The sequence below is a fragment of the Candidatus Pseudomonas phytovorans genome (assembly GCA_029202525.1).
GTDB lineage: Bacteria > Pseudomonadota > Gammaproteobacteria > Pseudomonadales > Pseudomonadaceae > Aquipseudomonas > Aquipseudomonas phytovorans.
The window spans coordinates 5,155,726-5,178,941 of the sequence record CP119325.1; the positions used below are offsets into that span (position 1 = coordinate 5,155,726).

General features: G+C 61.5%; 25 protein-coding genes and 1 pseudogene. 3 read left to right on the forward strand and 23 right to left on the reverse strand.

The genetic code is table 11. The features are described from left to right. Positions 1–516: 516 nt before the first annotated feature. The 3 genes from P0Y58_22645 to P0Y58_22655 form a co-directional block, all read right to left on the reverse strand. Complete coding sequence (locus tag P0Y58_22645; GenBank protein ID WEK29666.1) at positions 517–858, reverse strand: hypothetical protein; 342 nt, start codon at positions 856–858, stop codon at positions 517–519. A gap of 95 nt (positions 859–953) precedes the next feature. Beyond that, complete coding sequence (locus P0Y58_22650) at positions 954–1,478, reverse strand: HAD domain-containing protein (protein WEK29667.1); 525 nt, start codon at positions 1,476–1,478, stop codon at positions 954–956. Between the two features lie 148 nt (positions 1,479–1,626). Further along, positions 1,627–2,049, reverse strand: coding sequence for a hypothetical protein (locus P0Y58_22655; protein ID WEK29668.1), 423 nt, complete (start codon positions 2,047–2,049; stop codon positions 1,627–1,629). 323 nt (positions 2,050–2,372) lie between these two features. Here P0Y58_22655 and P0Y58_22660 point away from each other — a divergent pair, with 323 nt between their 5' ends. Further along, positions 2,373–2,837 (forward strand): LuxR C-terminal-related transcriptional regulator, encoded by a 465-nt coding sequence (locus P0Y58_22660; protein WEK29669.1) that lies wholly within the window; start codon positions 2,373–2,375, stop codon positions 2,835–2,837. Positions 2,838–3,193: 356 nt separating this feature from the next. On the opposite strand, the pseudogene tmk reads toward P0Y58_22660, so the two are convergent. The 10 genes and pseudogenes from tmk to P0Y58_22710 all read right to left on the reverse strand — a co-directional run bounded on the left by tmk (position 3,194) and on the right by P0Y58_22710 (position 10,939). After that, a pseudogene (tmk, locus tag P0Y58_22665) lies at positions 3,194–3,487 on the reverse strand (dTMP kinase). A gap of 9 nt (positions 3,488–3,496) precedes the next feature. Continuing rightward, the gene (gene mltG, locus P0Y58_22670; GenBank protein WEK29670.1) at positions 3,497–4,687 is read right to left on the reverse strand and encodes an endolytic transglycosylase MltG; all 1,191 of its coding nucleotides are present in this window, start codon (positions 4,685–4,687) and stop codon (positions 3,497–3,499) included. Positions 4,688–4,691: 4 nt separating this feature from the next. Further along, on the reverse strand, positions 4,692–5,507 hold the full coding sequence (pabC, locus tag P0Y58_22675) for an aminodeoxychorismate lyase (protein WEK29671.1): 816 nt from the start codon (positions 5,505–5,507) through the stop codon (positions 4,692–4,694). Next, positions 5,507–6,751 carry a beta-ketoacyl-ACP synthase II gene (fabF, locus tag P0Y58_22680; protein ID WEK29672.1) on the reverse strand — a complete coding sequence of 415 codons (1,245 nt, stop codon included), beginning with the start codon at positions 6,749–6,751 and terminating at the stop codon, positions 5,507–5,509. Before fabF ends, pabC begins: the two co-directional genes overlap by 1 nt. Before the next feature lie 189 nt (positions 6,752–6,940). After that, positions 6,941–7,177: an acyl carrier protein gene (acpP, locus tag P0Y58_22685; protein ID WEK29673.1), complete on the reverse strand. Its 237-nt coding sequence runs from the start codon at positions 7,175–7,177 to the stop codon at positions 6,941–6,943. 202 nt (positions 7,178–7,379) lie between these two features. Next, entirely contained in the window at positions 7,380–8,120 is a 741-nt protein-coding gene (fabG, locus tag P0Y58_22690) for a 3-oxoacyl-ACP reductase FabG (GenBank protein ID WEK29674.1), read from the reverse strand. 15 nt (positions 8,121–8,135) lie between these two features. Further along, complete coding sequence (gene fabD / locus P0Y58_22695) at positions 8,136–9,074, reverse strand: ACP S-malonyltransferase (GenBank protein WEK29675.1); 939 nt, start codon at positions 9,072–9,074, stop codon at positions 8,136–8,138. Between the two features lie 127 nt (positions 9,075–9,201). Beyond that, complete coding sequence (gene plsX, locus P0Y58_22700; GenBank protein ID WEK29676.1) at positions 9,202–10,212, reverse strand: phosphate acyltransferase PlsX; 1,011 nt, start codon at positions 10,210–10,212, stop codon at positions 9,202–9,204. A 3-nt stretch (positions 10,213–10,215) separates the two neighbouring features. Next, positions 10,216–10,398, reverse strand: a complete 183-nt coding sequence (gene rpmF / locus P0Y58_22705; GenBank protein WEK29677.1) for a 50S ribosomal protein L32 — start codon at positions 10,396–10,398, stop codon at positions 10,216–10,218. 13 nt (positions 10,399–10,411) lie between these two features. Beyond that, complete coding sequence (locus tag P0Y58_22710) at positions 10,412–10,939, reverse strand: YceD family protein (GenBank protein WEK29678.1); 528 nt, start codon at positions 10,937–10,939, stop codon at positions 10,412–10,414. A gap of 96 nt (positions 10,940–11,035) precedes the next feature. Here P0Y58_22710 and P0Y58_22715 point away from each other — a divergent pair, with 96 nt between their 5' ends. Beyond that, complete coding sequence (locus tag P0Y58_22715; protein WEK29679.1) at positions 11,036–11,614, forward strand: Maf family protein; 579 nt, start codon at positions 11,036–11,038, stop codon at positions 11,612–11,614. Positions 11,615–11,741: 127 nt separating this feature from the next. On the opposite strand, the gene P0Y58_22720 is transcribed toward P0Y58_22715, so the two are convergent. From P0Y58_22720 to rluC, 3 genes are read right to left on the reverse strand one after another with little or no spacing between them, the layout of a single operon-like run. Then, complete coding sequence (locus P0Y58_22720; protein ID WEK29680.1) at positions 11,742–12,731, reverse strand: S49 family peptidase; 990 nt, start codon at positions 12,729–12,731, stop codon at positions 11,742–11,744. A 6-nt stretch (positions 12,732–12,737) separates the two neighbouring features. Further along, positions 12,738–13,412, reverse strand: coding sequence for an HAD family hydrolase (locus P0Y58_22725; GenBank protein ID WEK29681.1), 675 nt, complete (start codon positions 13,410–13,412; stop codon positions 12,738–12,740). A 3-nt stretch (positions 13,413–13,415) separates the two neighbouring features. Continuing rightward, positions 13,416–14,372, reverse strand: coding sequence for a 23S rRNA pseudouridine(955/2504/2580) synthase RluC (rluC, locus tag P0Y58_22730; protein ID WEK29682.1), 957 nt, complete (start codon positions 14,370–14,372; stop codon positions 13,416–13,418). A 795-nt stretch (positions 14,373–15,167) separates the two neighbouring features. Here rluC and rne point away from each other — a divergent pair. Beyond that, entirely contained in the window at positions 15,168–18,431 is a 3,264-nt protein-coding gene (gene rne, locus P0Y58_22735; GenBank protein WEK29683.1) for a ribonuclease E, read from the forward strand. Positions 18,432–18,554: 123 nt separating this feature from the next. On the opposite strand, the gene murB is transcribed toward rne, so the two are convergent. Genes murB through P0Y58_22770 form a run of 7 tightly spaced genes read right to left on the reverse strand, consistent with a single transcriptional unit; the run spans position 18,555 to position 23,093 of the window. Then, a complete protein-coding gene (murB, locus tag P0Y58_22740) occupies positions 18,555–19,574 on the reverse strand; it encodes a UDP-N-acetylmuramate dehydrogenase (GenBank protein WEK29684.1) in 1,020 nt (339 codons plus the stop codon). Further along, positions 19,571–20,035: a low molecular weight phosphotyrosine protein phosphatase gene (locus P0Y58_22745; GenBank protein ID WEK29685.1), complete on the reverse strand. Its 465-nt coding sequence runs from the start codon at positions 20,033–20,035 to the stop codon at positions 19,571–19,573. Before P0Y58_22745 ends, murB begins: the two co-directional genes overlap by 4 nt. After that, positions 20,035–20,799: a 3-deoxy-manno-octulosonate cytidylyltransferase gene (gene kdsB, locus P0Y58_22750; protein WEK29686.1), complete on the reverse strand. Its 765-nt coding sequence runs from the start codon at positions 20,797–20,799 to the stop codon at positions 20,035–20,037. The genes P0Y58_22745 and kdsB overlap by 1 nt, the downstream gene beginning before the upstream one ends. Then, complete coding sequence (locus P0Y58_22755) at positions 20,796–20,981, reverse strand: Trm112 family protein (GenBank protein WEK29687.1); 186 nt, start codon at positions 20,979–20,981, stop codon at positions 20,796–20,798. The genes kdsB and P0Y58_22755 overlap by 4 nt, the downstream gene beginning before the upstream one ends. Before the next feature lie 44 nt (positions 20,982–21,025). Next, on the reverse strand, positions 21,026–22,027 hold the full coding sequence (gene lpxK / locus P0Y58_22760; protein ID WEK29688.1) for a tetraacyldisaccharide 4'-kinase: 1,002 nt from the start codon (positions 22,025–22,027) through the stop codon (positions 21,026–21,028). Beyond that, complete coding sequence (locus tag P0Y58_22765; protein WEK29689.1) at positions 22,027–22,461, reverse strand: biopolymer transporter ExbD; 435 nt, start codon at positions 22,459–22,461, stop codon at positions 22,027–22,029. Before P0Y58_22765 ends, lpxK begins: the two co-directional genes overlap by 1 nt. Beyond that, positions 22,458–23,093: a MotA/TolQ/ExbB proton channel family protein gene (locus P0Y58_22770; protein ID WEK29690.1), complete on the reverse strand. Its 636-nt coding sequence runs from the start codon at positions 23,091–23,093 to the stop codon at positions 22,458–22,460. The genes P0Y58_22765 and P0Y58_22770 overlap by 4 nt, the downstream gene beginning before the upstream one ends. Positions 23,094–23,216: the final 123 nt, after the last annotated feature.

The window sequence follows — 23,216 nt, forward strand, 5'->3', positions numbered from 1 at the left end:
AGACTCCACCGCGCAATCCTCAGATTTGAGCTTCCAATCAAGAGGAGCCAGCCCTTGCCGGAGCAGTTACAGGCGATTGAGTGTACGCATGATAAAATCGCTCCACGTTTATCTCGTGGAGATCTCGCTTGAACACGCCAGCAGTCTTGAGTTACTACGAAACATTGCTCCACGCTCCTAGTTTTTCTAACGATTTGGCTGGCCAAAGCCAAGTTCGCCGGTGGAAACGCCTTGTTGATGATGTTCACAACAGCACAACGGAATCTGACCTCCGACAGGCAAGGAACAAAATCGAGGGCTATATCCTAGGTTCGGTGGATGCGGGCAGCCTTAGCCAGGACTGCGAGCGCGATTACAAGATCCTCGGAAGCATTCACCGTCGTCAGGAGTTTCTGAGAAATCTTCTCTGTACTTTGTGATGCAGCAGCATCTGTAATTTGACCTATCGCTTCTACGGCTGAAAGCCGGCTGGCTTGAACCTATCACTTAGCCAGCCCCACGCAGGCATTCGCTTGATCAATGCTTGAGTCCTGTTTGATCAGTTGCATGGACGCCTGCCCAATCACAAATCACATAGGTACTTCTAAGAGTCTGCACAACAAGGTAACCCTCGACTGTGTGAGACGACATGAGGATTGAGGTACGAATCCTGTCTCCATCATCGAAGCGTTTACCGTTGTCTTTAAACACGAACCCCTCAATGTACAGCTCGCCTGCACCGAATACAGCTGCAGACAGGTATGCCGTGATCGGAATTCCGAAACTCGCTTCCATCGCCTTTGATACGGTGCGCGGCATTGTGACCGCTGGATCATCAAACGTATGACGCGTCGAAAGGGGAGCTCGCTTCTTGATCATCAGGAACCTCGAAAAGCATGATTGAGTCCGCCGCCCTGCGCACAGGATAGCGAGCACCTGTACAGGGAGGAAATGTCTACTTGGTGCGATTGAGTTCAGCTTAACAGCTTCGCCAGCTTTGCTCGCAGTTCTTCTTGCGTCGACTGATTTCCCAACCCTTGATTAGGATCACAACGAACCAACCGAGGATCGCCATCAGGCCAACTGAAATCTGGGTCGTCATCTATCGCGACCCACCGAGTAATTCCAGCGCGTGCTACAGCACCGCAAATTTGCTCATATCGAGTAAAAAGGTCATACCCTTCCCTCGCCGTAGCGCGCATTCGGGAATGCCAAGTCGCGGATACCGTTCGATTTCGTAACCCCTCAGGCAAGGCCGCACGCGCTCTCTGATAGCCGAGCATTCGAACCCAAGATGTAGATAGGGAGATACGAACTCTTGGGAAGTCATCCAAAATGCCCTGCAGCACTTCTGCATGCATCATCAACTCCCCGGCTGCCCGCAACTCGATCCCGTACTTGGTACGGAATGCAGCATCGGGATGAAGTACGCCGTCAAAGTCTAGAAACAAAACGACATCGCTTGGGCTAATCAACCGTGGTCGAACTGAGCTACTCATGACGCACTCCCAACCGAATCCGGCATCTCGTCTCGCACCGTTCACGGCACCGCCTATTTCGCAATTTCACGCGAGCGTGCGCAGCGTGCCTGCTGTTTAACGCTAGCGGTTAACCAAGCAAAGCCACCACAACCGAATTAACCAAAACTTAGAGAAGGACTTTGAAGCCCTCTTCTTCGAGCGTATCAATCTTACCCCCAGCGGGCGAAGTGTAAACCACACCCTCACCTACTTTATGCATGATGACTTTACCTCCGCTTTCCCCGCGCCCGACGATCAAACTCAGAACCTTATTCAGAGCCCAGCCCCCACTACCATTCATCCAGCCAGGACTCTGCAACAAAACCTCCGCCACTTCAAAATCATCACTCTGATTTTCAAGAACGTTTTCCAGCTCATCTACATCACTTAGAAAATATTGACGCACAACCTTTTTTCCGTTTTGCACTTCATTCACGACTATTTGATACAGGTGATATAAGCTTTGCCACTCCACAATCCTCATGCATGTGTGGCCTTCGCCTAACAGCGCAGATGCGCTTGAACTCCAAGATTCATGAGCTACGAACATATTTCCTATCCTTCCGTTTATCTACTCGCACACGCAAACCGTAGTCGAAAGCAATCACTAAGCGATGAATGCAACGCGCCATTCTGCCAAAGCTGCCAGGCTGTTACGTGACGCCACCGCCCGGATGCAGTGCACCAACTTCTCCGCATCCAACTTTTGTCAATTTATTGCATATGTTTAACCCAGCTAAATTTTGGGTGCAGAGCTTCCTCGCAAGATTTTTGCGGGTACGGAGGAGTTACCTTCAATTCGTAATGGGCATTATAGGGCGTGTTATGGGTCGGCGCAATGTGGCTACATCCTGCCTTTTACGGATGGCGAACATGTCACTAAGCGAGGCCCTTGCGGCGGTTGTCAGAGCCTTGCGACAAAGCCGAAAAATGACGCAAGACGATCTGACCGTGATCGGTCGGAGAGCGAGAAATCGCATCGAGCGTGGCAACACTAACGTGACGATGGAGACGCTTTCGAACGTGGCCTCCTTGCTCGAGGTCGATGCCGCTCTCCTACTCCTGCTCGCCCACTCTGCTCAATCTGGCGAAACTGTCGAGGCAGCACTCAAGCGGATCTCGTCCAAGCTCGACGCCCTCAAACAGGATGGTGCTATCGAGGCCATCACTACGCTGCCTGCGCGACGCAGTGGCCGACCTGCTACCCCCGACGTTCAGCAAGCACTCGAACGTGCTCCCCTTTTGAAGGCGACCGGCATGTCGAACTCTGAGATTGCCCAGGAGCTGGGCGTGTCGAAATCTACCGTGCAGCGACACCTCGCCAAGGTGCTCAAATAGCATCAGCTAATGCTCCTCACCTCAGTCTCCTAAGCCTTCGAAACAGCGGAATTTTGAAAAACGTAAACCCTGCAGCTGCCGTATTCACTGGGCCTGGCCGTGTCGACAACACGGCAAAGGCTGCTCCACCAGTGGTTTCAGGGCTAAATGGGTTTACGTTCGGATGCGCGATGGAGTTTTAGAGGTGGGGGTTTACATTTTTCGAGCATTTGATGCATAGTATCTATACGTTTCAACCATCTAGATACCGAAACCCCTTGATTTACGGGGCTTCAGGCAAAAACGCTCATTTCTTGAGAAGGGCTATAGTAAAACCGACTAGGTTTACGTCCACTCAGAAGAGAAATTAGGCGGCAGGTGAAGCGGTCACATAGCACGACTGCCCCGCGAGCCAGCGCCGGGCAGATGACCTGCGCAAGGTGTTGGGCGCGCGCAGCGAACACCAGCAACAGCTCGGTGTCGGCCGCCATGCTTTCATCGCTGGGGGCCAGCAGCAGCTCACGCACCTTTTCGGCAAGCGGCGTACCGCCGGGCTCACGGGTCAGCACGACATCCAGGCCCTGCTCGCGCAAGCGCGCAGCCAGGTAGTCGCGATTGGTACTCTTGCCCGCGCCTTCGGGGCCTTCCAGCGTAATAAACAAGCCGCTCACAGGCAGTCCTTAATGTTGTTCGTCAGGCGTCGGCCGTTCGGCCGCTTGCGCGCCGCCTGCAGGGGCGTCCTGCACAGGTGGCGCTTCGGGTGCTGGCTGCGCAGCCGGCTCGTCGGCCGCAGGCACCGGGGGCTGGGCGTCGTCAGTTCCGGGCTGCGCCTCCTGCTGCGGCGCGGGGCTGGAGCGGTAGTCTGCACGGCGCTTGATCTGGAACTCGCGCACCGCCGAATTATGGTCGTCGAGGTCGTCGGAGAACACATGGCTGCCATCGCCGCGGGCCACGAAGTACAGGCTGGTGCCACCGACCGGGTTGAGCGCCGCGTGAATCGCTTCGCGGCCAACCATGGCAATCGGCGTGGGCGGCAGCCCGGTGATGGTATAGGTGTTGTAAGGTGTCGGTTCGCGCAGGTCGGCGCGGGTAATCTTGCCGTTGTAGCGCTCACCCATGCCGTAGATAACCGTCGGGTCGGTCTGCAGCATCATGCCCAGGCGCAAGCGCCGCACGAATACGCCGGCAATTTGCCCACGTTCCTGGGGTATACCGGTTTCCTTTTCCACCAGCGAGGCCATGATCAGCGCCTGATACGGGTCGCGATACGGCAGGTCGGTGGTGCGCTCGGCCCACTCTTTTGCCAGCACTTCGTCCAGGCGCATGTAGGCCTGCTGCAGCAACTCGACATCGCTCATGCCCCGCACAAAGCGGTAGGTGTCCGGGAAAAATCGCCCTTCGGGGAACACGCCGGTGTGGCCGAGCTTGTCCATCACCTCGGAATCGGACAGGGCGTCCAGGGTGTGCTTGATCTTTTCATGCCTGGCCACCGCCGAGCGCACCTGGCGGAAGGTCCAGCCTTCGACCAGGGTGAGGTTGTATTGCACCACGTCAGCCCGGCGCCAGGCGTCGAACAGCTGTTCGACCGTCATGCCCGGGGTAAGGCGATACTCGCCGGTGTGCAGGGCAGTGCCAGCCATGTTGAAGCGCCAGTACAAGCGCAACCAGACGGCGTCGTCGAGCAGCCCTTCCTGTTCCATGCGATAGAACATGCGGTTGGGGTTGGTGCCATTGGGCACGTCGAGCAGGCGTTCCTGCGTGACGTGCAAGGGCTGCTCCAGGACCGAGTTGACCTTCCAGGCCGACCAGCCAAGCGCCAGCCCGGCCAGGATCAAGCCCATTTCCAGCAGTAGCAGGAATTTACGTCTCACGAATTCAGGTTTCCAGTAACGTACGGGCAACGGCCTGCAGTTTACGGGTGAGCGGGCCCGGCGACCAGTTTAGCGCGCCTACGCCACGCACGGGCCAGATGCCGTAAACACTGTTGCAGACAAATACCTCATCTGCCTGCTCCAGCGCGTCGAAAGACAGGTCACCGACCTGTACCGGGATGCCAAGCAGCGCGGCCTGTTCCAGCAATGCAGCACGCATCACCCCGGCCACACCACAACGGCCAAGGTCAGCAGTGAACAGCACGCCATCACGCACAAGAAACAGATTGCTGTACACCCCTTCGATCACCCTGCCCTGCCCGTCACACATCAGGCCTTCGGCATGGTCACTGTCCTGCCATTCGGCACGGGCCAGCACCTGCTCCAGGCGGTTGAGGTGTTTGAGGCCGGCCAGCAGCGGTTGTTCCGCAAGCCGGGTCTGGCACTGGAACAAGCGCACGCCCTGCTCGGCATGCCCGACAGGATAGCTGGGTAACGGACTGCCCTGCAGGATACGCCGCGGCGCGGCATCGGCAACCGGTGCGTAGCCGCGCTGGCTGTCACCACGGGTAAGGATGAGTTTGGCTACACCTTCACCGAGCTGGCTGGCATAGCGCAGCAGCTCGTCGCGCACCAGCACCAGGTCGGCACTGATCTTCAGGCGCTGGCAACCCAGGGCCAGGCGTGCAAGGTGGCCGTCCAGCAAGCTGGGCCGGCCGCCGCGCACGGCGATGGTTTCAAACAGGCCATCGCCGTAGGCCAGGCCGCGGTTCTGCAGGTTGACTGCAGCCGCAGGCTGGCCATCGACCCAGCTGTGCATCAACCGGCGAACCGGCGGAACACCAGCGAGCCGTTGGTGCCGCCAAAGCCGAACGAGTTGGACAACACCACATCGATTGGCATGCTTCGCGCCTGGTGCGGGACGAAGTCGAGGTCACAACCTTCGTCCGGCTCATCCAGGTTGATGGTGGGCGGCGCCATCTGGCTGTTGATCGCCAGCACGCTGAAGATCGCCTCCACCGCACCTGCAGCGCCCAGCAGGTGGCCGGTCATCGACTTGGTCGAGCTGACCGCCACCTTGTAGGCATGCTCACCAAACACACGCTTGATCGCGGCCACTTCGGCCACGTCGCCCGCAGGGGTCGAGGTACCGTGGGCGTTGATGTAGCTGACCTCTTCCGGCTGGATGCCGGCATCGCGCAAGGCGTTGGCCATGCAGCGGGCAGCGCCTTCGCCGGTGTCTGGTGGCGAAGTCATGTGGTAGGCGTCGCCGCTCATGCCAAAGCCAACCAGCTCGGCATAGATGGTCGCACCACGGGCCTTGGCGTGCTCCAGCTCTTCGAGCACCAAGGCACCAGCGCCGTCGGACAATACAAAGCCATCGCGGCCCTTGTCCCACGGGCGACTGGCCCGGCTTGGCTCGTCGTTGCGGGTGGACAGCGCACGCGAAGCACCAAAACCACCCATGCCCAGGCCACAGGCAGCCATCTCGGCGCCACCCGCGATCATCACGTCGGCTTCACCGTAGGCAATATTGCGTGCGGCCATGCCGATGCAATGGGTGCCGGTGGTGCAAGCGGTAGCGATGGCGTAGTTCGGCCCCTGCAGGCCCAGGTGGATCGACAGGAAGCCCGAGATCATGTTGATGATCGAACCCGGCACGAAGAACGGCGAAATGCGACGCGGTCCGGAGTCGTGCAGGGTGCGGCTGGTTTCTTCGATATTGGTCAGACCGCCGATTCCCGAACCCATGGCCACGCCAATGCGCTCGCGGTTGGCGTCGGTGACTTCCAGGCCGGCATTACGCACCGCCTGAAAACCGGCCGCCAGGCCGTACTGAATGAACAGATCGAGCTTGCGGGCCTCTTTGGCCGACAGGTATTGCTCGACCTCGAAGCCTTTCACCGAGCCGCCAAAACGGGTGGAGTAGGCAGACAGATCCGTGTGTTCGATCGGACCAATGCCACTGCGGCCAGCCAGAATGCCCTGCCAGGTGCTCGGTACATCGGTACCCAGTGGCGACAGCATACCCATACCGGTGACCACGACGCGTCTACGCGACACAGTACTCTCCTTTTCTAATAACAGAGTCTCTTGCGATTACATTCAAGCGCAGGAATGGAATGGCAACAGGCTCTAGGTGCGCGGTGAGCGAAGCCGGCTCGCCAGAAAGCAGCGCGTTCGCAAAGAAAAAACCGCACGCCGGCAAAGGCAGTGCGGTTTTTCTCGTCAAGAAGCGACGACTACAGCGTCTTAGGCCTTGTGGCTGTTGACGTAGTCGATAGCGGCTTGAACGGTAGTGATTTTCTCGGCTTCTTCGTCAGGGATTTCGGTCTCGAATTCCTCTTCCAGAGCCATCACCAGCTCAACGGTGTCAAGCGAATCGGCACCCAGGTCATCGACGAAGGACTTGGTATTAGTCACTTCTTCTTCTTTGACGCCCAGTTGCTCGGCGACGATTTTCTTGACGCGTTCTTCGATGGTGCTCATACCTAGTTTTCACTCCTAATGGACATATGTCAGGCAGCTGGCCGGTGGCTAATTTTATAGAAAGACGTTCGCTTTTCAAGCTAAACGCACTTTCAGGCAGACACCCTGCCCACTGCCTGGAATCTGGTTGCAGCTTTATAACGGATTTTAGGCTCGCAGTATGACTCTTTTTTTACGAAATCCGTCACATTGAGTTGCAGTGTTACATGTACATCCCGCCGTTGACTGGCACGGTAGCGCCGGTCACGTAGGCTGCGCCGTCGGACGCCAGGAACGAAACCACCTTGGCGATTTCGTCGGCCTGGCCCAGGCGACCCAGCGGAATCTGGGTTTGCAGCGCTTCACGCTGCGCTTCTGGCAGCTCGCGGGTCATGTCGGTGTCGATGAAGCCCGGGGTCACCGAGTTGACGGTGATGCCACGCGAGCCCACTTCACGCGCCAGGGCGCGACTGAAACCTTCCAGGCCAGCCTTGGCGGCGGCGTAGTTGGCCTGGCCTGCGTTGCCCATGGCACCCACGACCGAGCCGATGCTGATGATACGACCCCAACGTGCCTTGGTCATGCCACGCAGCACGCCCTTGGACAGACGGTAGAGGCTGTTCAGGTTGGTGTCGATCACATCGAACCACTCGTCGTCCTTCATGCGCAGCATGAGGTTGTCGCGGGTGATGCCGGCGTTGTTGACCAGGATGGCCGGGGCGCCAAACTGCTCGGCGATGGCACCCAGCACCGCTTCAACGGATTCGGCGCTGGTCACGTTCAGCTCCATGCCGGTGCCAGTGATGTTGTGCTCTTTCAGGGTGGCAGCAATGCGCTCGGCGCCGGACGCCGAAGTGGCGGTGCCGATCACGGTCGCGCCCTGGCGGCCCAGTTCAAGGGCGATGGCCTGGCCAATGCCACGGCTGGCGCCGGTGACCAGTGCAACTTTACCTTGCAGGCTCATGCAAGCTTCTCCAAATCAGGCCAGTGCCGCGCGGGTGGCGGCAACGGCGTCAGGGGTATTGAGGTTGTAGGTGGTCACGCCGTCGGCGCAACGCTTGTTCAGGCCAGCCAGGACCTTGCCCGGGCCGCACTCGACCAGATTGACCGCGCCGTTGGCAGCCAGGGTCTGCACGCACTCGACCCAGCGTACCGGCTGATACAACTGGGCCAGCAGGTCTTTTTTCAGCGTATCGAGGTCGACTACGATAGCGGCACTGACGTTCTGCACCACTGGAATCTGCGGGGCCTTCCAATCGATGGCATTGACCTCATCGGCGAAACGCTCGGCAGCCGGCTTCATCAGGGCACAGTGCGACGGTACGCTGACCGGCAGCGGCAAGGCGCGCTTGGCACCTTTGGCCTTGCACAGCTCCATGGCACGCTCCACCGCGGCCTTGTTGCCGGCGATGACTACCTGGCCTGGCGAGTTGAAGTTGACGGCACTGACCACTTGGTCTTCAGCCGCTTCAGCGCAGATCTCCACGACGACGGCGTCGTCCAGACCAAGGATTGCAGCCATGGCACCGTGACCTGCCGGCACGGCCTCCTGCATCAACTGACCACGGCGCTCGACCAGGCGAACGGCGTCTTTCAGGCTGATGCTGCCAGCAGCAACCAGGGCAGTGTATTCGCCCAGGCTATGACCGGAAACGAAGGCTGGGGTGGCACCACCCTCTGCCAGCCACAGGCGCCACAGCGCGATGGACGCGGTGAGGATGGCCGGCTGGGTCTTGTCGGTCTGGTTAAGTTGCTCTTCCGGGCCTTCCTGGGTCAGCTTCCACAGGTCGTAGCCGAGCGCGGCGGACGCCTCCTTGAAGGTTTCGATGATCACTGGCTGCTCGGCGCCGAGCTCTTTGAGCATACCCAGCGACTGGGAACCTTGACCGGGGAAGACGAATGCGAGGGATGCAGACATTTAACAAGCCCTTATGATCTTGTCGTCGGATAGAGTGCGCCGAGCCCGAGGCCAGACGCGGAATCTGAAAACTTGGATGGAAACGCAGACCAACCGGTCACATTTAAGCACTTCATCGGCGAAATACCTAAGGCAACAGGTCTTCAAGGCGGCCATGCAGGCGCTGCGGCAAATTTTCCTGAATCTCGATCAGCGCCCGCTGGATGGCACTCTGAAACCCCTGCACACCCGCCGAGCCATGGCTCTTGATGACGATTCCCTGCAAGCCCAGAAAGCTCGCACCGTTGTGTCGCGCCGGTGCCAGGTCGGCCTGCAGGCGCTTGAGCAATGGCATGGCCATCGCCCCGGCCGCCCGCGACAACACGCCACCCTTGAACAACTGTTCGATGCGCGCGCCGATCATGGTCGCCAAGCCTTCGCTGGACTTGAGCAGGATATTGCCGACAAAGCCGTCGCACACCACCACATCAGCCTCGCCCCGGTACAGCCCGTCGCCTTCGACGAAGCCTACATAGTTGAGCCCACGGGCATTCTGCAACAGGCTCGCAGCCAGCTTGACCTGCTGGTTGCCCTTGATGTCCTCGGTGCCGATGTTCAGCAATGCCACACGCGGCCGATGCACACCCAGGGCCTGGGCAGCCACTGAGCCCATCACCGCAAACTGATAGAGGTTCTCGGCCGTGCAATCGACATTGGCACCCAGGTCGAGCAGCTGACAGTAACCCGCCTGGGTCGGAATGGCCGCCACCATGGCTGGCCGGTCGATACCCGGCAAGGTCTTGAGCACAAAGCGTGACAGCGCCATCAGCGCCCCGGTATTGCCAGCACTGACGCAGGCCTGGGCCTTGCCGTCACGCACCAGTTCGAGGGCGATGCGCATCGACGAGTCCGGCTTGCCCCGCAACGCCTGGGATGGCCGCTCGTCCATGCCGATCACCTCACTGGCGGCGACAATTTGCAGGCGCGCACGATCCGCAGCCGCAAGGCCACTGACAAGATCTTCTAGGAGAGAGGGTTGACCGACGAGGGTCAGGTGCAGCGAGGGGGTAGCCGAAAGGCAGGCAATGCTAGCCTGGACAATGCTGCGGGGACCGAAGTCCCCGCCCATTGCGTCGATCGCGATGATCTGAGCGGACAAGGATTACTCGTCAGCGCCCTTGTCGATCACTTTACGACCACGGTATACGCCTTCTGGCGAAACGTGGTGACGCAGGTGAATTTCACCGGTGGTTTTTTCTACCGACAGCGCGTTTTCCGACAGGGCGTCGTGCGAACGACGCATGTCACGGGCAGAGCGGGATTTTTTGTTCTGCTGAACAGCCATAATTGATTAACTCCTAAACGTTTGGGTCACGCTTTAACTGCGCCAAAACACTGAACGGGTTGGACCGCGATACCTCGTCCTGGCTCGAATCGGGCTCGTCTGCGCCCGCCGGCTGCTGGCATTCTTCCGGATGATGAGCAGGCACAATCGGCAAGGCGAGCAGAAGCTCTTCCTCGACCAATGCCTGCAGATCCAAAGGATCTTCGCCCAGTTCCAGCACGTCATAGCCTTTCGGCAACGACTGGGTATTCGCACCCTCCTTCACCACAGCGTATGTACATTCGCTGTAGATCGGCAGGGTGACCAGCTCAAGACAACGCTGGCAAACCATCTTGACCTCGACGTTCAGCTCGGTGTGGATAACCACCAGGTGCTGTTCATCTCGTTCAAAATCGAACTTCGCCTGCACCGTACCGACATTGTCGGAAAGCGGGTCGCAGAGTCTTTCCAAATCAGCGAGTTGCAGCGAACCGTTAAGGGTTACGCCACGATCGGCTAATTTGCGCGGGTCAACGTGAGGTGGAATCGGGTCATTCAACATAGGCGCAGCATTCTAGGGATGCCCCTCGCCCCTGTCAAAGGAAATTAGGCGGCATCGTGCGTGATAGAATTAGTTCAACCGAATCAGGAGTCTACCATGCTTCCGTTGCTACTGGCTTCCAGCTCTGCCTATCGCCGTGAACTACTCGCACGCCTGCGCCTGCCTTTCACCTGGGCAAGCCCCGACATAGACGAGCAGCGCCTGGATGACGAGCCCGCCGTAGAGCTGGTGCGCCGCCTGGCCAGGCAAAAGGCCGAGGCGCTGGCAGGCAGCCACCCCGGGCATTTAATCATCGGCTCGGACCAGGTTGCAGTGTTGGGTGAACAGGTGCTGGGCAAGCCCCATACCTTCGAGCGGGCCTGTGAGCAACTACTGGAGTGCAGCGGGCAGCAGGTGAGCTTTCTGACCGGGCTGGCACTGCTGAACAGCGCGACCGGGCAGTGCCAGGTTGATTGCGTGCCGTTTACTGTGACGATGCGCGAGCTGAGCCGGGAGCGCGTGGAGCGCTATGTCACGACGGAGCAGCCGCTGGATTGCGCCGGCAGCTTCAAGGCGGAGGGATTAGGGGTGAGCTTGTTTCAGAGCACACATGGGTGCGATGCGACCAGCCTGATCGGGCTGCCATTGATTCGACTGGTGGATATGCTGACCAAGGAAGGGGTGGTTATTCCTTGAGATTTTTGGGGCCGCTTTGCGGCCCATCGCGACGCAAGGCCGCTCCTACAAGGAATCGCGATCACCTGAAGGAGCGGCCTTGCGTCGCGAAAGGGGCGCAAAGCGCCCCCAGCATTTTCAGCCCAAATCAGCGCAACTGCGGGCCCTGGAACCCCATCCACATCGCCAAGTGCTCAGCCACGCTGGCCCCCACACGCTTGGAGAAGCGATCAAACGGCGATTCCTGCACAGTGAAGTCCACCAGCTCTTTCTCGCCAACAATCTCACGCGCCACGTAGCTGGCACTGCCCAGCCCATCCACCAAACCCAGATCCTTGGCCTGCTCGCCCGACCACACCAGGCCGCTGAACAGTTCCGGATGCTCCTTGTCCTTCAGGCGATCGCCGCGCCCTTGCTTGACCATGGCGATAAACTGGTTGTGGGTAGTATCCAGCACACCCTGCCAGAACTGCTTCTCTTCAGGCCTTTCCGGCGAGAAGGGGTCAAGGAAGCCCTTGTGCTCGCCCGACGTGTAGGAACGCCGCTCCACGCCCAACTTTTCCATGGTACCGACAAAGCCGTAGCCGGCCGCAGTAACACCAATAGAGCCCACCAAGCTGGCCTTGTCGGCATAGATCTCGTCTGCAGCACTGGCGATGTAATAGGCGCCAGATGCGCCAAGGTCGGTGATTACCGCGTACAGCTTGATGGCCGGGTACTCAGCGCGCAGGCGGCGGATTTCGTCATACACGTAACCCGCCTGCACCGGACTGCCGCCCGGACTGTTGATGCGCATCACCACAGCCTTGGTCTTGCTGTCCTTGAACGCCTCGCGCAGGCTCTTGACGATATTGTCGGCACTGGCGGCCTCCTGATCGGCAATCACCCCCCGCACCTCGACCAGCGCGGTATGACTGGCACCACGCGATGCCGCCTTGTCCATGTTCATCAATGGCGAGAACAAGGCCAGGACACCGAACAGATAGACGAAAGTCAGCAGCTTGAAGAAGATCCCCCAGCGCCGCGACCGGCGCTGCTCCTGCACGCTGGCCAGCAAGGTCTTTTCCAGCAGCTTCCAGCTTTTGCGCTCTTCGCGCTCCTCCGGCTCGGCCTCGGGGGCTTTCCATTCATCTGCCATGCTCACCTACCTTGGAAGTGGAGTTGCGGAACCATCCAGCCACTCGCGCAACTGGGAAAAATGATCGATGCACACCTGCGGACCAAACTCGGCCAGCGCCTGCAGCGACATGGCACCATAGCCCACCGCCACCGAATGCATGCCGGCATTGCTGGCCATCTGCAGGTCGAATGCCGAATCGCCGATCATCAGCGCACGCCCCGGTTCGACGCCACAATGACCGAGGATTTCCTCAAGCATCAACGGGTGCGGCTTGCCACGGGTTTCGTCGGCAGCGCGGGTGATGTCGAAGAACTGCTCCCAGCCATTGGCCTTGAGCACCCGATCCAGCCCGCGACGAGCCTTGCCAGTGGCCACCGCCAGGCGGTAACCCTCGGCACGGAAGGCATCCAGCGATTCGACCACACCCTCGAACAGCGGCGAAGGCTGCTGGTCCAGCGCCATGTAGATATCGGCATAGTGCTGACGGAAGCCTTCGACCTGTACAGGCGCCAGGTGCGGGTACAAGGTATGGATCGCTTCACCCAAAGCCAGACCGATGATGCCCTTGACCGCGTCATCGCTGCTCTGCGCCTCGCCGGCGCGCTCGGCGGCAGCATTCATGGCCTCGACAATACGCCCGATAGAATCGGCCAGGGTACCGTCCCAGTCGAAGATCAGTAGCTCATAGCCGTTGTTCATGGATCAGGACGCACTCAAACGTTCAATGGTTTTCGCCCAGACTTCATCCACAGGCGCTTCGAGTTTCAGCTCACCGCCGTCCGGCAGCGGTACGGTCAACGCGTAGGCATGCAAAAACAGGCGCTTGCCACCGAGCTCGCGGATTTCGCGACTGAAGTCTTCGTCACCGTACTTGCTGTCACCGGCAATCATGTGCCCGGCATGCAGGGTGTGCACGCGGATCTGGTGGGTGCGACCAGTGATCGGACGGGCTTCGACAATGGTGGCGAACTCGCCAAAGCGGCGCAGCACACGGAACAGAGTCAGAGCCTCCTTGCCTTCGTCATTCACTTCGACCATGCGCTCGCCGGAGCGCAGGTTGCTCTTGAGCAACGGGGCGTTCACTTGCTTCTTCGCGGTCGGCCAGTGGCCGCGCACCAGCGCCATATAGCGCTTGTCGACACCATCGCCGCGCAGGGCGGCATGCAGGTGGCGCAGCATGCTGCGCTTCTTGGCGATCATCAGCAGGCCGGAGGTGTCACGATCAAGGCGGTGCACCAGCTCCAGTTCCTTGGCGTCCGGGCGCAGCTGGCGCAGCGCCTCGATCACGCCAAAGCTCAGGCCGCTGCCGCCATGCACGGCAATGCCGGGCGGCTTGTTCATCACGATCAGCGCCTTGTCTTCGTAGACAATGGCTGCCTCAAGGCGCTGCAGCAGGCCCTGGGCCACCGGTGCCGGCTCGTCACGCTCCGGCAGGCGGACGGGCGGTACCCGCACGATGTCGCCGGCCTGGATCTTGTACTCCGGCTTCACCCGCCCCTTGTTCACCCGCACTTCACCCTTGCGCAGGATGCGGTAGACCAAGGTTCTGGGCACGCCCTTGAGGGCCGTGATGAGGAAATTATCGATGCGTTGGCCGGCAAGCTCCGGCGCGACTTCGATCAGCTGAACGCCGGAAGTCGGAGGGGTATTGGTCGTCATGGCGGGATCATAACAATTTTTTATGGAATTGAAGCACTTAATCATTGCTGCTATAGTCGCGAACGCCGCCAAAAGCGGCAGGCCAGCGGCACCAGGCTCTTTGCCGGTCCCTGACCTTCGCAATTCTCCAGGACGCGAGGCCGTCCTACGGGGTTTTCGCCAGTTTACCGAATTGCCTGGAATCGCCACCAGCGCTGTGTAGAGAAGACCGAAAAAAAACGACAAGCGCGGTGTCTCACCTGCTTACCCGATTCTTTTCGCAGCCCCTCTGCCCGCAAGTCGCTTCCACGCAACGCACGGCGAATGCTTCGGAAATACCTGCCTTGGACATGAATGGCGTCAGCGTCGAACCAGCGCTGGCGAAAAATGCAACCCGTTGCGGATTCAGCGCGCGGCAGCACCCGAATTATCAGGGATACGTGCAGGGTGGAGATGCACAGCCCTCGGACCGTGTAGCACCGCGTCCGGCCACCAGCCCACTGACGGTTGGCGAGCGGATAAGGTCCTGAACAGATGCCCCCGGGCGTCCACGGCTGAAGGTTGATTCCTCCTCCTGACTGAGTGCACAAGGCCCGCTTGGTTGATTCGATCTCCATTCGAAGCCACCGGGGCCTTGTTGGCACCGCAGCAAACAGGACGCGTCGTCGCGACAACGGCAGGCTGGGCAACCGGCTGGTGCCGAACGTCGCTCGACACGGGGGTGGCCCGGCCACCCTTTGCGCACCTTGGCACCGACCGTGATACGTCGTGTGTGCCGAACGCCGTTTCCGGCAGCCCGGAAACCGACGGTACAACATGAAAAGAATGCTGATTAACGCAACTCAACCCGAAGAGTTGCGTGTAGCCCTGGTGGACGGCCAACGTCTGTACGATCTGGACATCGAGTCCGGCGCGCGTGAGCAGAAAAAGGCCAACATCTACAAAGGCAAGATCACCCGCATCGAACCCAGCCTCGAAGCCGCCTTCGTCGACTTCGGTTCCGAACGTCACGGCTTCCTGCCGCTGAAAGAAATCTCCCGCGAATACTTCAAGAAAGCCCCCGAAGGCCGGGTGAACATCAAGGAAGTGCTCAGCGAAGGCCAAGAGGTCATCGTCCAGGTCGAGAAGGAAGAGCGCGGCAACAAAGGCGCCGCCCTCACCACCTTCATCAGCCTGGCCGGCCGCTACCTGGTACTGATGCCCAACAACCCGCGTGCCGGCGGCATCTCCCGCCGCATCGAAGGCGAAGAGCGCAACGAGCTGCGCGAAGCCCTGAACGGCCTGACCGTGCCGGGCGACATGGGCCTGATCGTGCGCACTGCCGGCCTGGGCCGCAGCAGCGAAGAAATGCAGTGGGACCTCGACTACCTGCTGCAACTGTGGACCGCCATCAAGGAAGCGTCCCTGGACCGCGCCGCGCCATTCCTGATCTACCAGGAAAGCAACGTCATCATCCGCGCCATCCGCGACTACCTGCGCCAGGACATCGGTGAAGTGCTGATCGACAGCATCGACGCCCAGGAAGAGGCCCTGACGTTCATCCGTCAGGTGATGCCGCAGTACGCCAGCAAAGTGAAGCTGTACGAAGACAGCGTACCGCTGTTCAACCGCTTCCAGATCGAAAGCCAGATCGAAACGGCCTTCCAGCGCGTGGTCGACCTGCCGTCCGGCGGCTCGATCGTGATCGACCCGACCGAAGCCCTGGTGTCCATCGACATCAACTCGGCGCGTGCCACCAAAGGCAGCGACATCGAAGAGACCGCCCTGCAGACCAACCTGGAAGCGGCCGAGGAAATCGCCCGCCAGCTGCGCCTGCGTGACATTGGCGGCCTGATCGTCATCGACTTCATCGACATGACCCCGGCGAAGAACCAGCGCGCGGTGGAAGAACGTGTGCGTGAATGCCTGGAAGCCGACCGCGCCCGCGTGCAGGTTGGCCGCATCTCGCGCTTCGGCCTGCTGGAAATGTCCCGTCAGCGCCTGCGCCCATCGCTGGGCGAAAGCAGCGGCATCGTCTGCCCACGCTGCTCCGGTACCGGCATCATCCGTGACGTCGAATCGCTGTCGCTGGCCATCCTGCGCCTGATCGAAGAAGAAGCCCTGAAGGACCGCACCGCTGAAGTCCGCGCACAAGTGCCGATCCCGGTGGCCGCGTTCCTGCTCAACGAGAAACGCAACTCGATCACCAAGATCGAACTGCGTACCCGTGCGCGCATCATCATCCTGCCGAACGACCACCTGGAAACACCGCACTTTGAAGTCCAGCGCCTGCGCGACGACAACCCGGAAGTGCTGAACAACCTGTCCAGCTACGAGATCGCCACCACCGAAACCGAAGAGGCACCGCAGCAGGCCGCCACTCGCACCCTGGTTCGCCAGGAAGCAGCAGTCAAGACCGCACCGGCCCGTACCAACGCGCCAGTCCCGGTTGCTGAAGAGCCACAACCTGCCGCCCCGGCCGCCCCTGCCCCGAGCGCCCCGGAGCCAAGCCTGTTCAAAGGCCTGGTGAAGTCGCTGGTCAGCCTGTTCGCCGGCAAGGACGAGCCTGCTGCTGCTCCGGTTGTCGCCGAGAAACCGGCCGCCGAGCGCAGCTCGCGCAACGAAGAGCGCCGCAACGGCCGCCAGCAGACCCGCAACCGCAACGGCCGTCGTGACGAAGAGCGCAAGCCGCGTGAAGAACGCGCCGAGCGCGCGCCGCGCGAAGAACGCCAGCCACGTGAGGACCGTGCTCCACGCGAAGAGCGCGCACCACGTGAGGAACGTGCACCGCGCGAAGAGCGTGCGCCACGTGAAGAACGCGCCCCACGCGAAGAACGTGCACCGCGCGAAGAGCGCACCCCACGCCAGCCGCGCGAAGACCGCCGCAGCAACCGTGGCGAAGAGCGCGTGCGCGAACTGCGTGAGCCGCTGGATGCCACCCCGCCAGCTGAACGCGAAGAGCGCCAGCCACGTGAGGAGCGTGTAGCCCGTGAAGAACGTGCTCCACGTGAAGAACGCGCACCTCGTGAAGATCGTGCTCCGCGTGAAGAGCGTGCACCTCGCGAAGATCGTGCTCCGCGTGAAGAGCGCGCCCCTCGCGAAGAACGCGCTCCGCGCCCACCGCGTGAAGAGCGCCAGCCACGTGTAGCCGAAGAAGCGGCCGAGCAGGCTGCCGAAGTGGCCGAAGATCAACTGCCGAACGAAGAGCTGCTGCAAGACGAACAGGAAGGCACCGATGGCGAGCGCCCGCGCCGCCGCTCCCGTGGCCAGCGTCGTCGCAGCAACCGTCGTGAGCGCCAGCGCAACGCCAATGGCGAGCTGATCGACGGCGGCGACGAGGAAGAAGGCAGCGAAGAGCAGCCGCAACAGCACCAGGCCACCGAGCTGGGTGCCGAACTGGCCGCAGGCCTGGCTGTGACTGCCGCCGTTGCCAGCAGCAACATCAGCAGCGATGCCGAAGCCCAGGCCAACCAGCAGGCCGAGCGCGCCACCGCTGAAGTCGCCACTGTTGCCGAGACTGACAACAGCGAAGTCGCCCAACCCGCCGAGCAAGCTGAAAAGGTCGAGCAGCCAGAAGCTATAGCCAAGGCTGAAGAAACTGTCGTGGCCCCAGTGGTCGAACTACCGGTCAGCGATCCTGTGGCCGTGGTCGAGGCAACTGCCGAGCCAGTAGTCGAGGTTGCTCCGCAGCCTGTTGTCGAAGAGGCACCGGTTGTCGAGCCGATCGTGGTTGCCGAACCCGTGGCTGTTGAAGCCCCGGTGCAAGCCCCTGCTGTCGAGGGCGGTGAAGCCGAACAGGCTCCGGCCGTGATCGAAGTTGCCCCGGTTGCGGAGCAGCCAGCCCCAGTTGTCGAAGCCCAGCCAGAAGTGGTGGCCGAGCCTGCACCGGTAGTGGTTGAGCCTGCCCCGGTCGAAGCCCAGGTAGAGGTAGAAGCTGCCACCGTCATGCTGGCCAACGGCCGTGCGCCGAACGACCCGCGTGAAGTGCGCCGCCGCAAGCGCGAGGCCGAGGCTGCTGCCAAAGCTGCACAGGAAGCTGCTGCAGCCTCCGACGAACCAGCCCTCGAAGCCGCCGATGAGCACAAGCCTCATCACGGTTGATAGCTAAGGCTGAATAAAAAGCCCCGCCAGTGCGAACTGGCGGGGCTTTTTCTTGGCCGGGTGTTTGGCCTGCGCCGGCCTCTTCGCGGCTTTAGCCGCGAAGGGGCCGGCACAGGCAATGAATCAGTAAAGGTTAGGCTCCATCTCCAGCACCACGCCGAACCGTTCCAGGATATCCGCCTGGATCTGCCGGGCCAGCGCATGCATCTGCGCCCCGCTCGCCTGGCCGTAGTTGACCAGCACCAGTGACTGCAAGCGATGCACGCCCGCATCACCGTCGCGATGGCCCTTCCAGCCCGCCTGTTCGATCAACCAGCCCGCCGCCAGCTTCGCCTGGCCATCGGCCAGAGGATAAGCCACCACTGCCGGATAATGCGCACGAATACGCTCGACCTGCTCAGCCGACACCACCGGGTTCTTGAAAAAGCTCCCGGCATTGCCGAGCTCAACCGGGTCAGGCAGCTTTTCGCGGCGAATACTGCAAATAGCATCACTGATCGCCTGTGCAGTCGGTTCGGCCACGCCCTGCTCCGCCAAGCGCTGACGCACCGGGCCATAGTCCAGATGGGCCTGCAGGGTGCGGCTCAAGGCAAAACGCACGCGCAGGATCAACCAGCGCCCGGGGTTACGCTTGAACAGGCTGTCGCGATAACCGAAGGCACATTCTGCCAAACCGAAGTCATGCAGCTCGCCCGTCTCGCGGTCCAGGGCAGTAAGGCCGGCAAACACGTCCTTGATTTCCACCCCGTAGGCGCCCACGTTCTGCATCGGCGCGGCGCCCACGGTGCCGGGGATCAGGCTGAGGTTTTCCAGCCCGCAATAGCCCTGCGCCAGTGTCCACTGCACAAACGCGTGCCACGGCTCACCGGCCTCGGCCTCGACCACGATGTGTTCACCCTCGTCGCTGAGCACCCGCCGACCACGGCTGGCCATGTGCAGCACCAGCGCGTAGATATCGCGGGTCAGCAGCAAGTTGCTGCCGCCACCAATGACCAATACCGACAGGCCGCGCTGCTGCGCCTGGTTCAGCGCCTGACGCACCTGCTGGTCATCCTGCGCCTGGCTGAAGTAGCGCGCCTTCACGTCGATGCCGAAGGTGTTGTACGGCTTCAGCGATACCTGCTCCTGCCACTGCACGCTCATAGCCGCCCCTTGATTTCCAACACCAGTGCCTGGCACGCCACCTCAACCAGGTCGAGCACCTGCTCGAAGCCGTCGGCACCGCCGTAGTAAGGGTCAGGCACTTCATCCAGCACTGAGCCATAGCGGCGCAGGAACAGGTCGAGTTCACCCACCGCGCTGTGCGGGCGCAGGGCGCGCAGATCGCTCAGATTGCTCTCGTCCATGGCCAGGATCAGGTCGTACTCGGCAAAATGCGCCGCCTTGACCTGCTGGGCACGCTGCGGCGAAAGGTCATAGCCACGTGCCAGCGCGGCCTTGCAGGTACGGCTGTCGGGCGCCTTGCCGACATGCCAGTCGCCGGTGCCGGCAGACGCCACCTGCACCCGGTCAGCCAGCCCCGCAGCCTGCAATTGATGGCGCAACACGCCTTCGGCGGTGGGCGAGCGGCAGATATTGCCCAGGCAGACGAACAGGACGCGCATCAAGCCTCCAGCAAGCGCCGTACGCGCTCAAGGTCTTCAGGGGTATCAACGCCCACGGCTGGCGCCTCGATGGCGTCCTCGACATGAATGCGCACGCCGTGCCACAGGGCTCGCAACTGCTCCAGCGCTTCGGTTTGCTCAAGCCAGCATGGGCCCCAGCCAACGAAGTCCTGCAAAAAACCAACACGGTAGGCGTACATGCCGATGTGGCGGCGATACGGCACGCCTTCCGGCAGCACGTCGCGGTCCTTGGCAAAGGCATCGCGGGCCCAAGGCAGCGGCGCACGGCTGAATGTGAGGGCCAGGCCGTTCTTGTCGCTCACCACCTTGACCGCGTTGGGGTTGAACACGGTTTCCGGCTCGACGATCGGCTCGGCCAAAGTAGCGATACCCGCTTCCGGATGCGCTGCCAGGTTGGCCGCCACCTGGTCGATGATCACTGGCGGGATCAGCGGCTCGTCGCCCTGCACGTTGACCACGATGGCGTCAGCCGGCAAGCCCAGATGCGCGGCCACTTCGGCCAGGCGGTCGGTGCCCGATTCATGGTCGGCGCGGGTCATCAGCACTTCGGCGCCGAAAGCCTGGCAGGCCTCAAGGATACTGGCGTCATCAGTGGCAATGACCACACGGCTGGCACCGCTCTTGCGCGCCTGCTCCCAGACATGCTGCACCATCGGCTTACCGGCGATCAGCAACAACGGCTTACCGGGCAAACGCGTGGAGCGCAGCCGGGCCGGAATCACCACGGTGAAGTCCAGGCTCATTTGTCCAGGCGCTCGTCGTCAGTCAGGGTGCGCGCTTCGCTTTCCAGCATGACCGGAATACCGTCGCGGATCGGGTAGGCCAGGCCGGCGCCCTTGCTGATCAGCTCGGTCTTGTCGGCGCTGAGCTTGAGCGGGCCCTTGGTGATCGGGCAGGCCAGGATATCGAGCAGTTTGGTGTCCATTGGAGGCTTCCTTTAGGCCGGGTGGCCGGAAATTGAAAACGGGCTCAGGGCTTGTGCAGCAGGCGCTGCAACTGGCTGTCGAACCAGGCACTGAAAGCCGGTGTGGGCTGCGCCTCGACGGCCAGGTACCACCAGTCGTCAGCGGCGAAGGCCCGGCATTTCACCGCGTCCTTCTCGGTCATCACCAGCGGCAGCGGCGGGTTGAAGGCCAGGCTCTGGGCGCTGAACTGTGCATGATCGGCGAAGGGATGCGGCACCGGCTGCCAGTTTAGCCCCAGCAGGGTATTGAAGAAACGTTGCGGGTTACCGATACCGGCCACCGCGTGCAGGCGCTGACCTGCGGGAAAATGGTCGAGGGCGCGACGCTCGCCGCTGCGCAGGTTGACGAGCACGGACGGCTGCAGGCAGAAGCCAAAACCATCGGTGCGATCGGCACTGGCACCATTGAACAGCACCGCGTCGGCGCCCTGCAGGCGTTCGGCGGGCTCGCGCAAAGGGCCGGCCGGCAGGCAGCGGCCATTGCCCAGACCGCGGGCGGCGTCGATCAGTACCAGCTCCAGGTCACGGGCCAGGCGATAGTGCTGCATGCCGTCGTCGCACAGGATCAGGTCGAGCGGTTCGCTGGCCAGCAACGCCTGCACGGCGCGGGAGCGGTCGGGATCGATCATCAGCGGCACACCGGTACGCTGCACGATCAGCAGCGGTTCATCGCCCGCCTGATCGGCCGGCTGGTCAGCCTGCACCCGCCAAGGCAGCTGTGGCGGCTTGGCACCATAGCCACGGCTGACCACGCCCACTTTCAGCCCTTGTTGGCGGCAGTGTTCGATCAGCCAGAGGATCATCGGCGTCTTGCCGGTGCCGCCGACCGTGATGTTGCCCACCACGATAACCGGCACCGGCGCCCGGTAGCTGGCGCTTTCGCCACTGAGAAAGCGTGCCCGCTTACGCGTGACCACCCGGCGGTACAGCGCCTCCAGCGGGCGCAGCAGTGCCAATGCCGGGTGCCCGGCGTACCAGGCGGCAAGCAAACGGTCGGCGAAACCCATCAAGGCGTGCCCTGGGCCGCCTCGACGGTGGTCATGCGCAGCTGGCTGAAGCCGAGCTTGCCGGCGGCATCCATTGCGGTAACCACAGCCTGGTGCGGGGTCTTGCCGTCAGCGCTGATGGCCAACGGCAGCTTGTTGTCACCGCCCGACTCGCGCTCGATGGCCTCGCTCAAGGTGGCCAGGTCGCTCTTGGGCAACAGATGGTTGTTCACCGAATACACGCCTTCGGCGCTGATGGTGATTTCCACCAGCTTGCCCTCGTCGGCCGGCGCCTGCCCCGCGCTGGCGGCTTCAGGCAGCTCGACGCGTAGCTGGGTCTCGCGGGTAAAGGTGGTGGTGACCACGAAGAACAGCAGCAGCACGAACACCACGTCGATCAGCGACGCCAGGTTGATGTCGACGTTCTCGCGCTGGCGATTGCGCCGGAACTTCACGCCTTGCCTCCGGCCACTTCCACTTCACGGTCGCCCTGGATCACTTCCACCAGCTTGATCGCCTCTTGTTCCATCCCCACCACCAGTTCATCGATGCGGCGCAGCAGGAAACGGTGGAAGAACACCGCCGGAATACCGACCATCAGGCCGGCTGCTGTGGTAACCAGCGCCTTGGAAATACCACCGGCCAGCACCGCAGCGTTGGTGGTCATCTGCGAGCCCATGAAGGCACTGAAGATGTCGATCATGCCCAGTACGGTACCCAGCAGGCCCAGTAGCGGGGCCATGGCAGCGATGGTGCCGAGGGTACCGATGTAGCGCTCCAGTTCGTGGATGACGCGCGAGGCGGCTTCCTCGATGCACTCTTTCATGATTTCGCGACCGTGACGCGAGTTGGCCAGGCCTGCGGCGAGGATTTCGCCCAGCGGCGAATCGGCGCGCAGGGCCTTGAGCTTGTCACTGGTCAGTTGCTTGTCCTTGATCCACATCCAGACCTGGCCCAGCAGGTGCGGCGGGGTGACGCGACTGGCGCGCAGGGTCCACAGGCGCTCGACGACGATAGCCATGGCGGCGATGGAACTCAGAATGATCGGCAGCATCATCCAGCCACCGGACTTGACCAATTCCCACACAGTAAACGCCCCTTCGGAAAAAGGCCGCCACTCTACCATAGGCGCGCCCAGGGCTCATCTGCCGGAGGTCAGGGAATTGGCCTGCAACCTGCGCCGGCCCTTTCGCGGGCTCGCCCGCTCCCA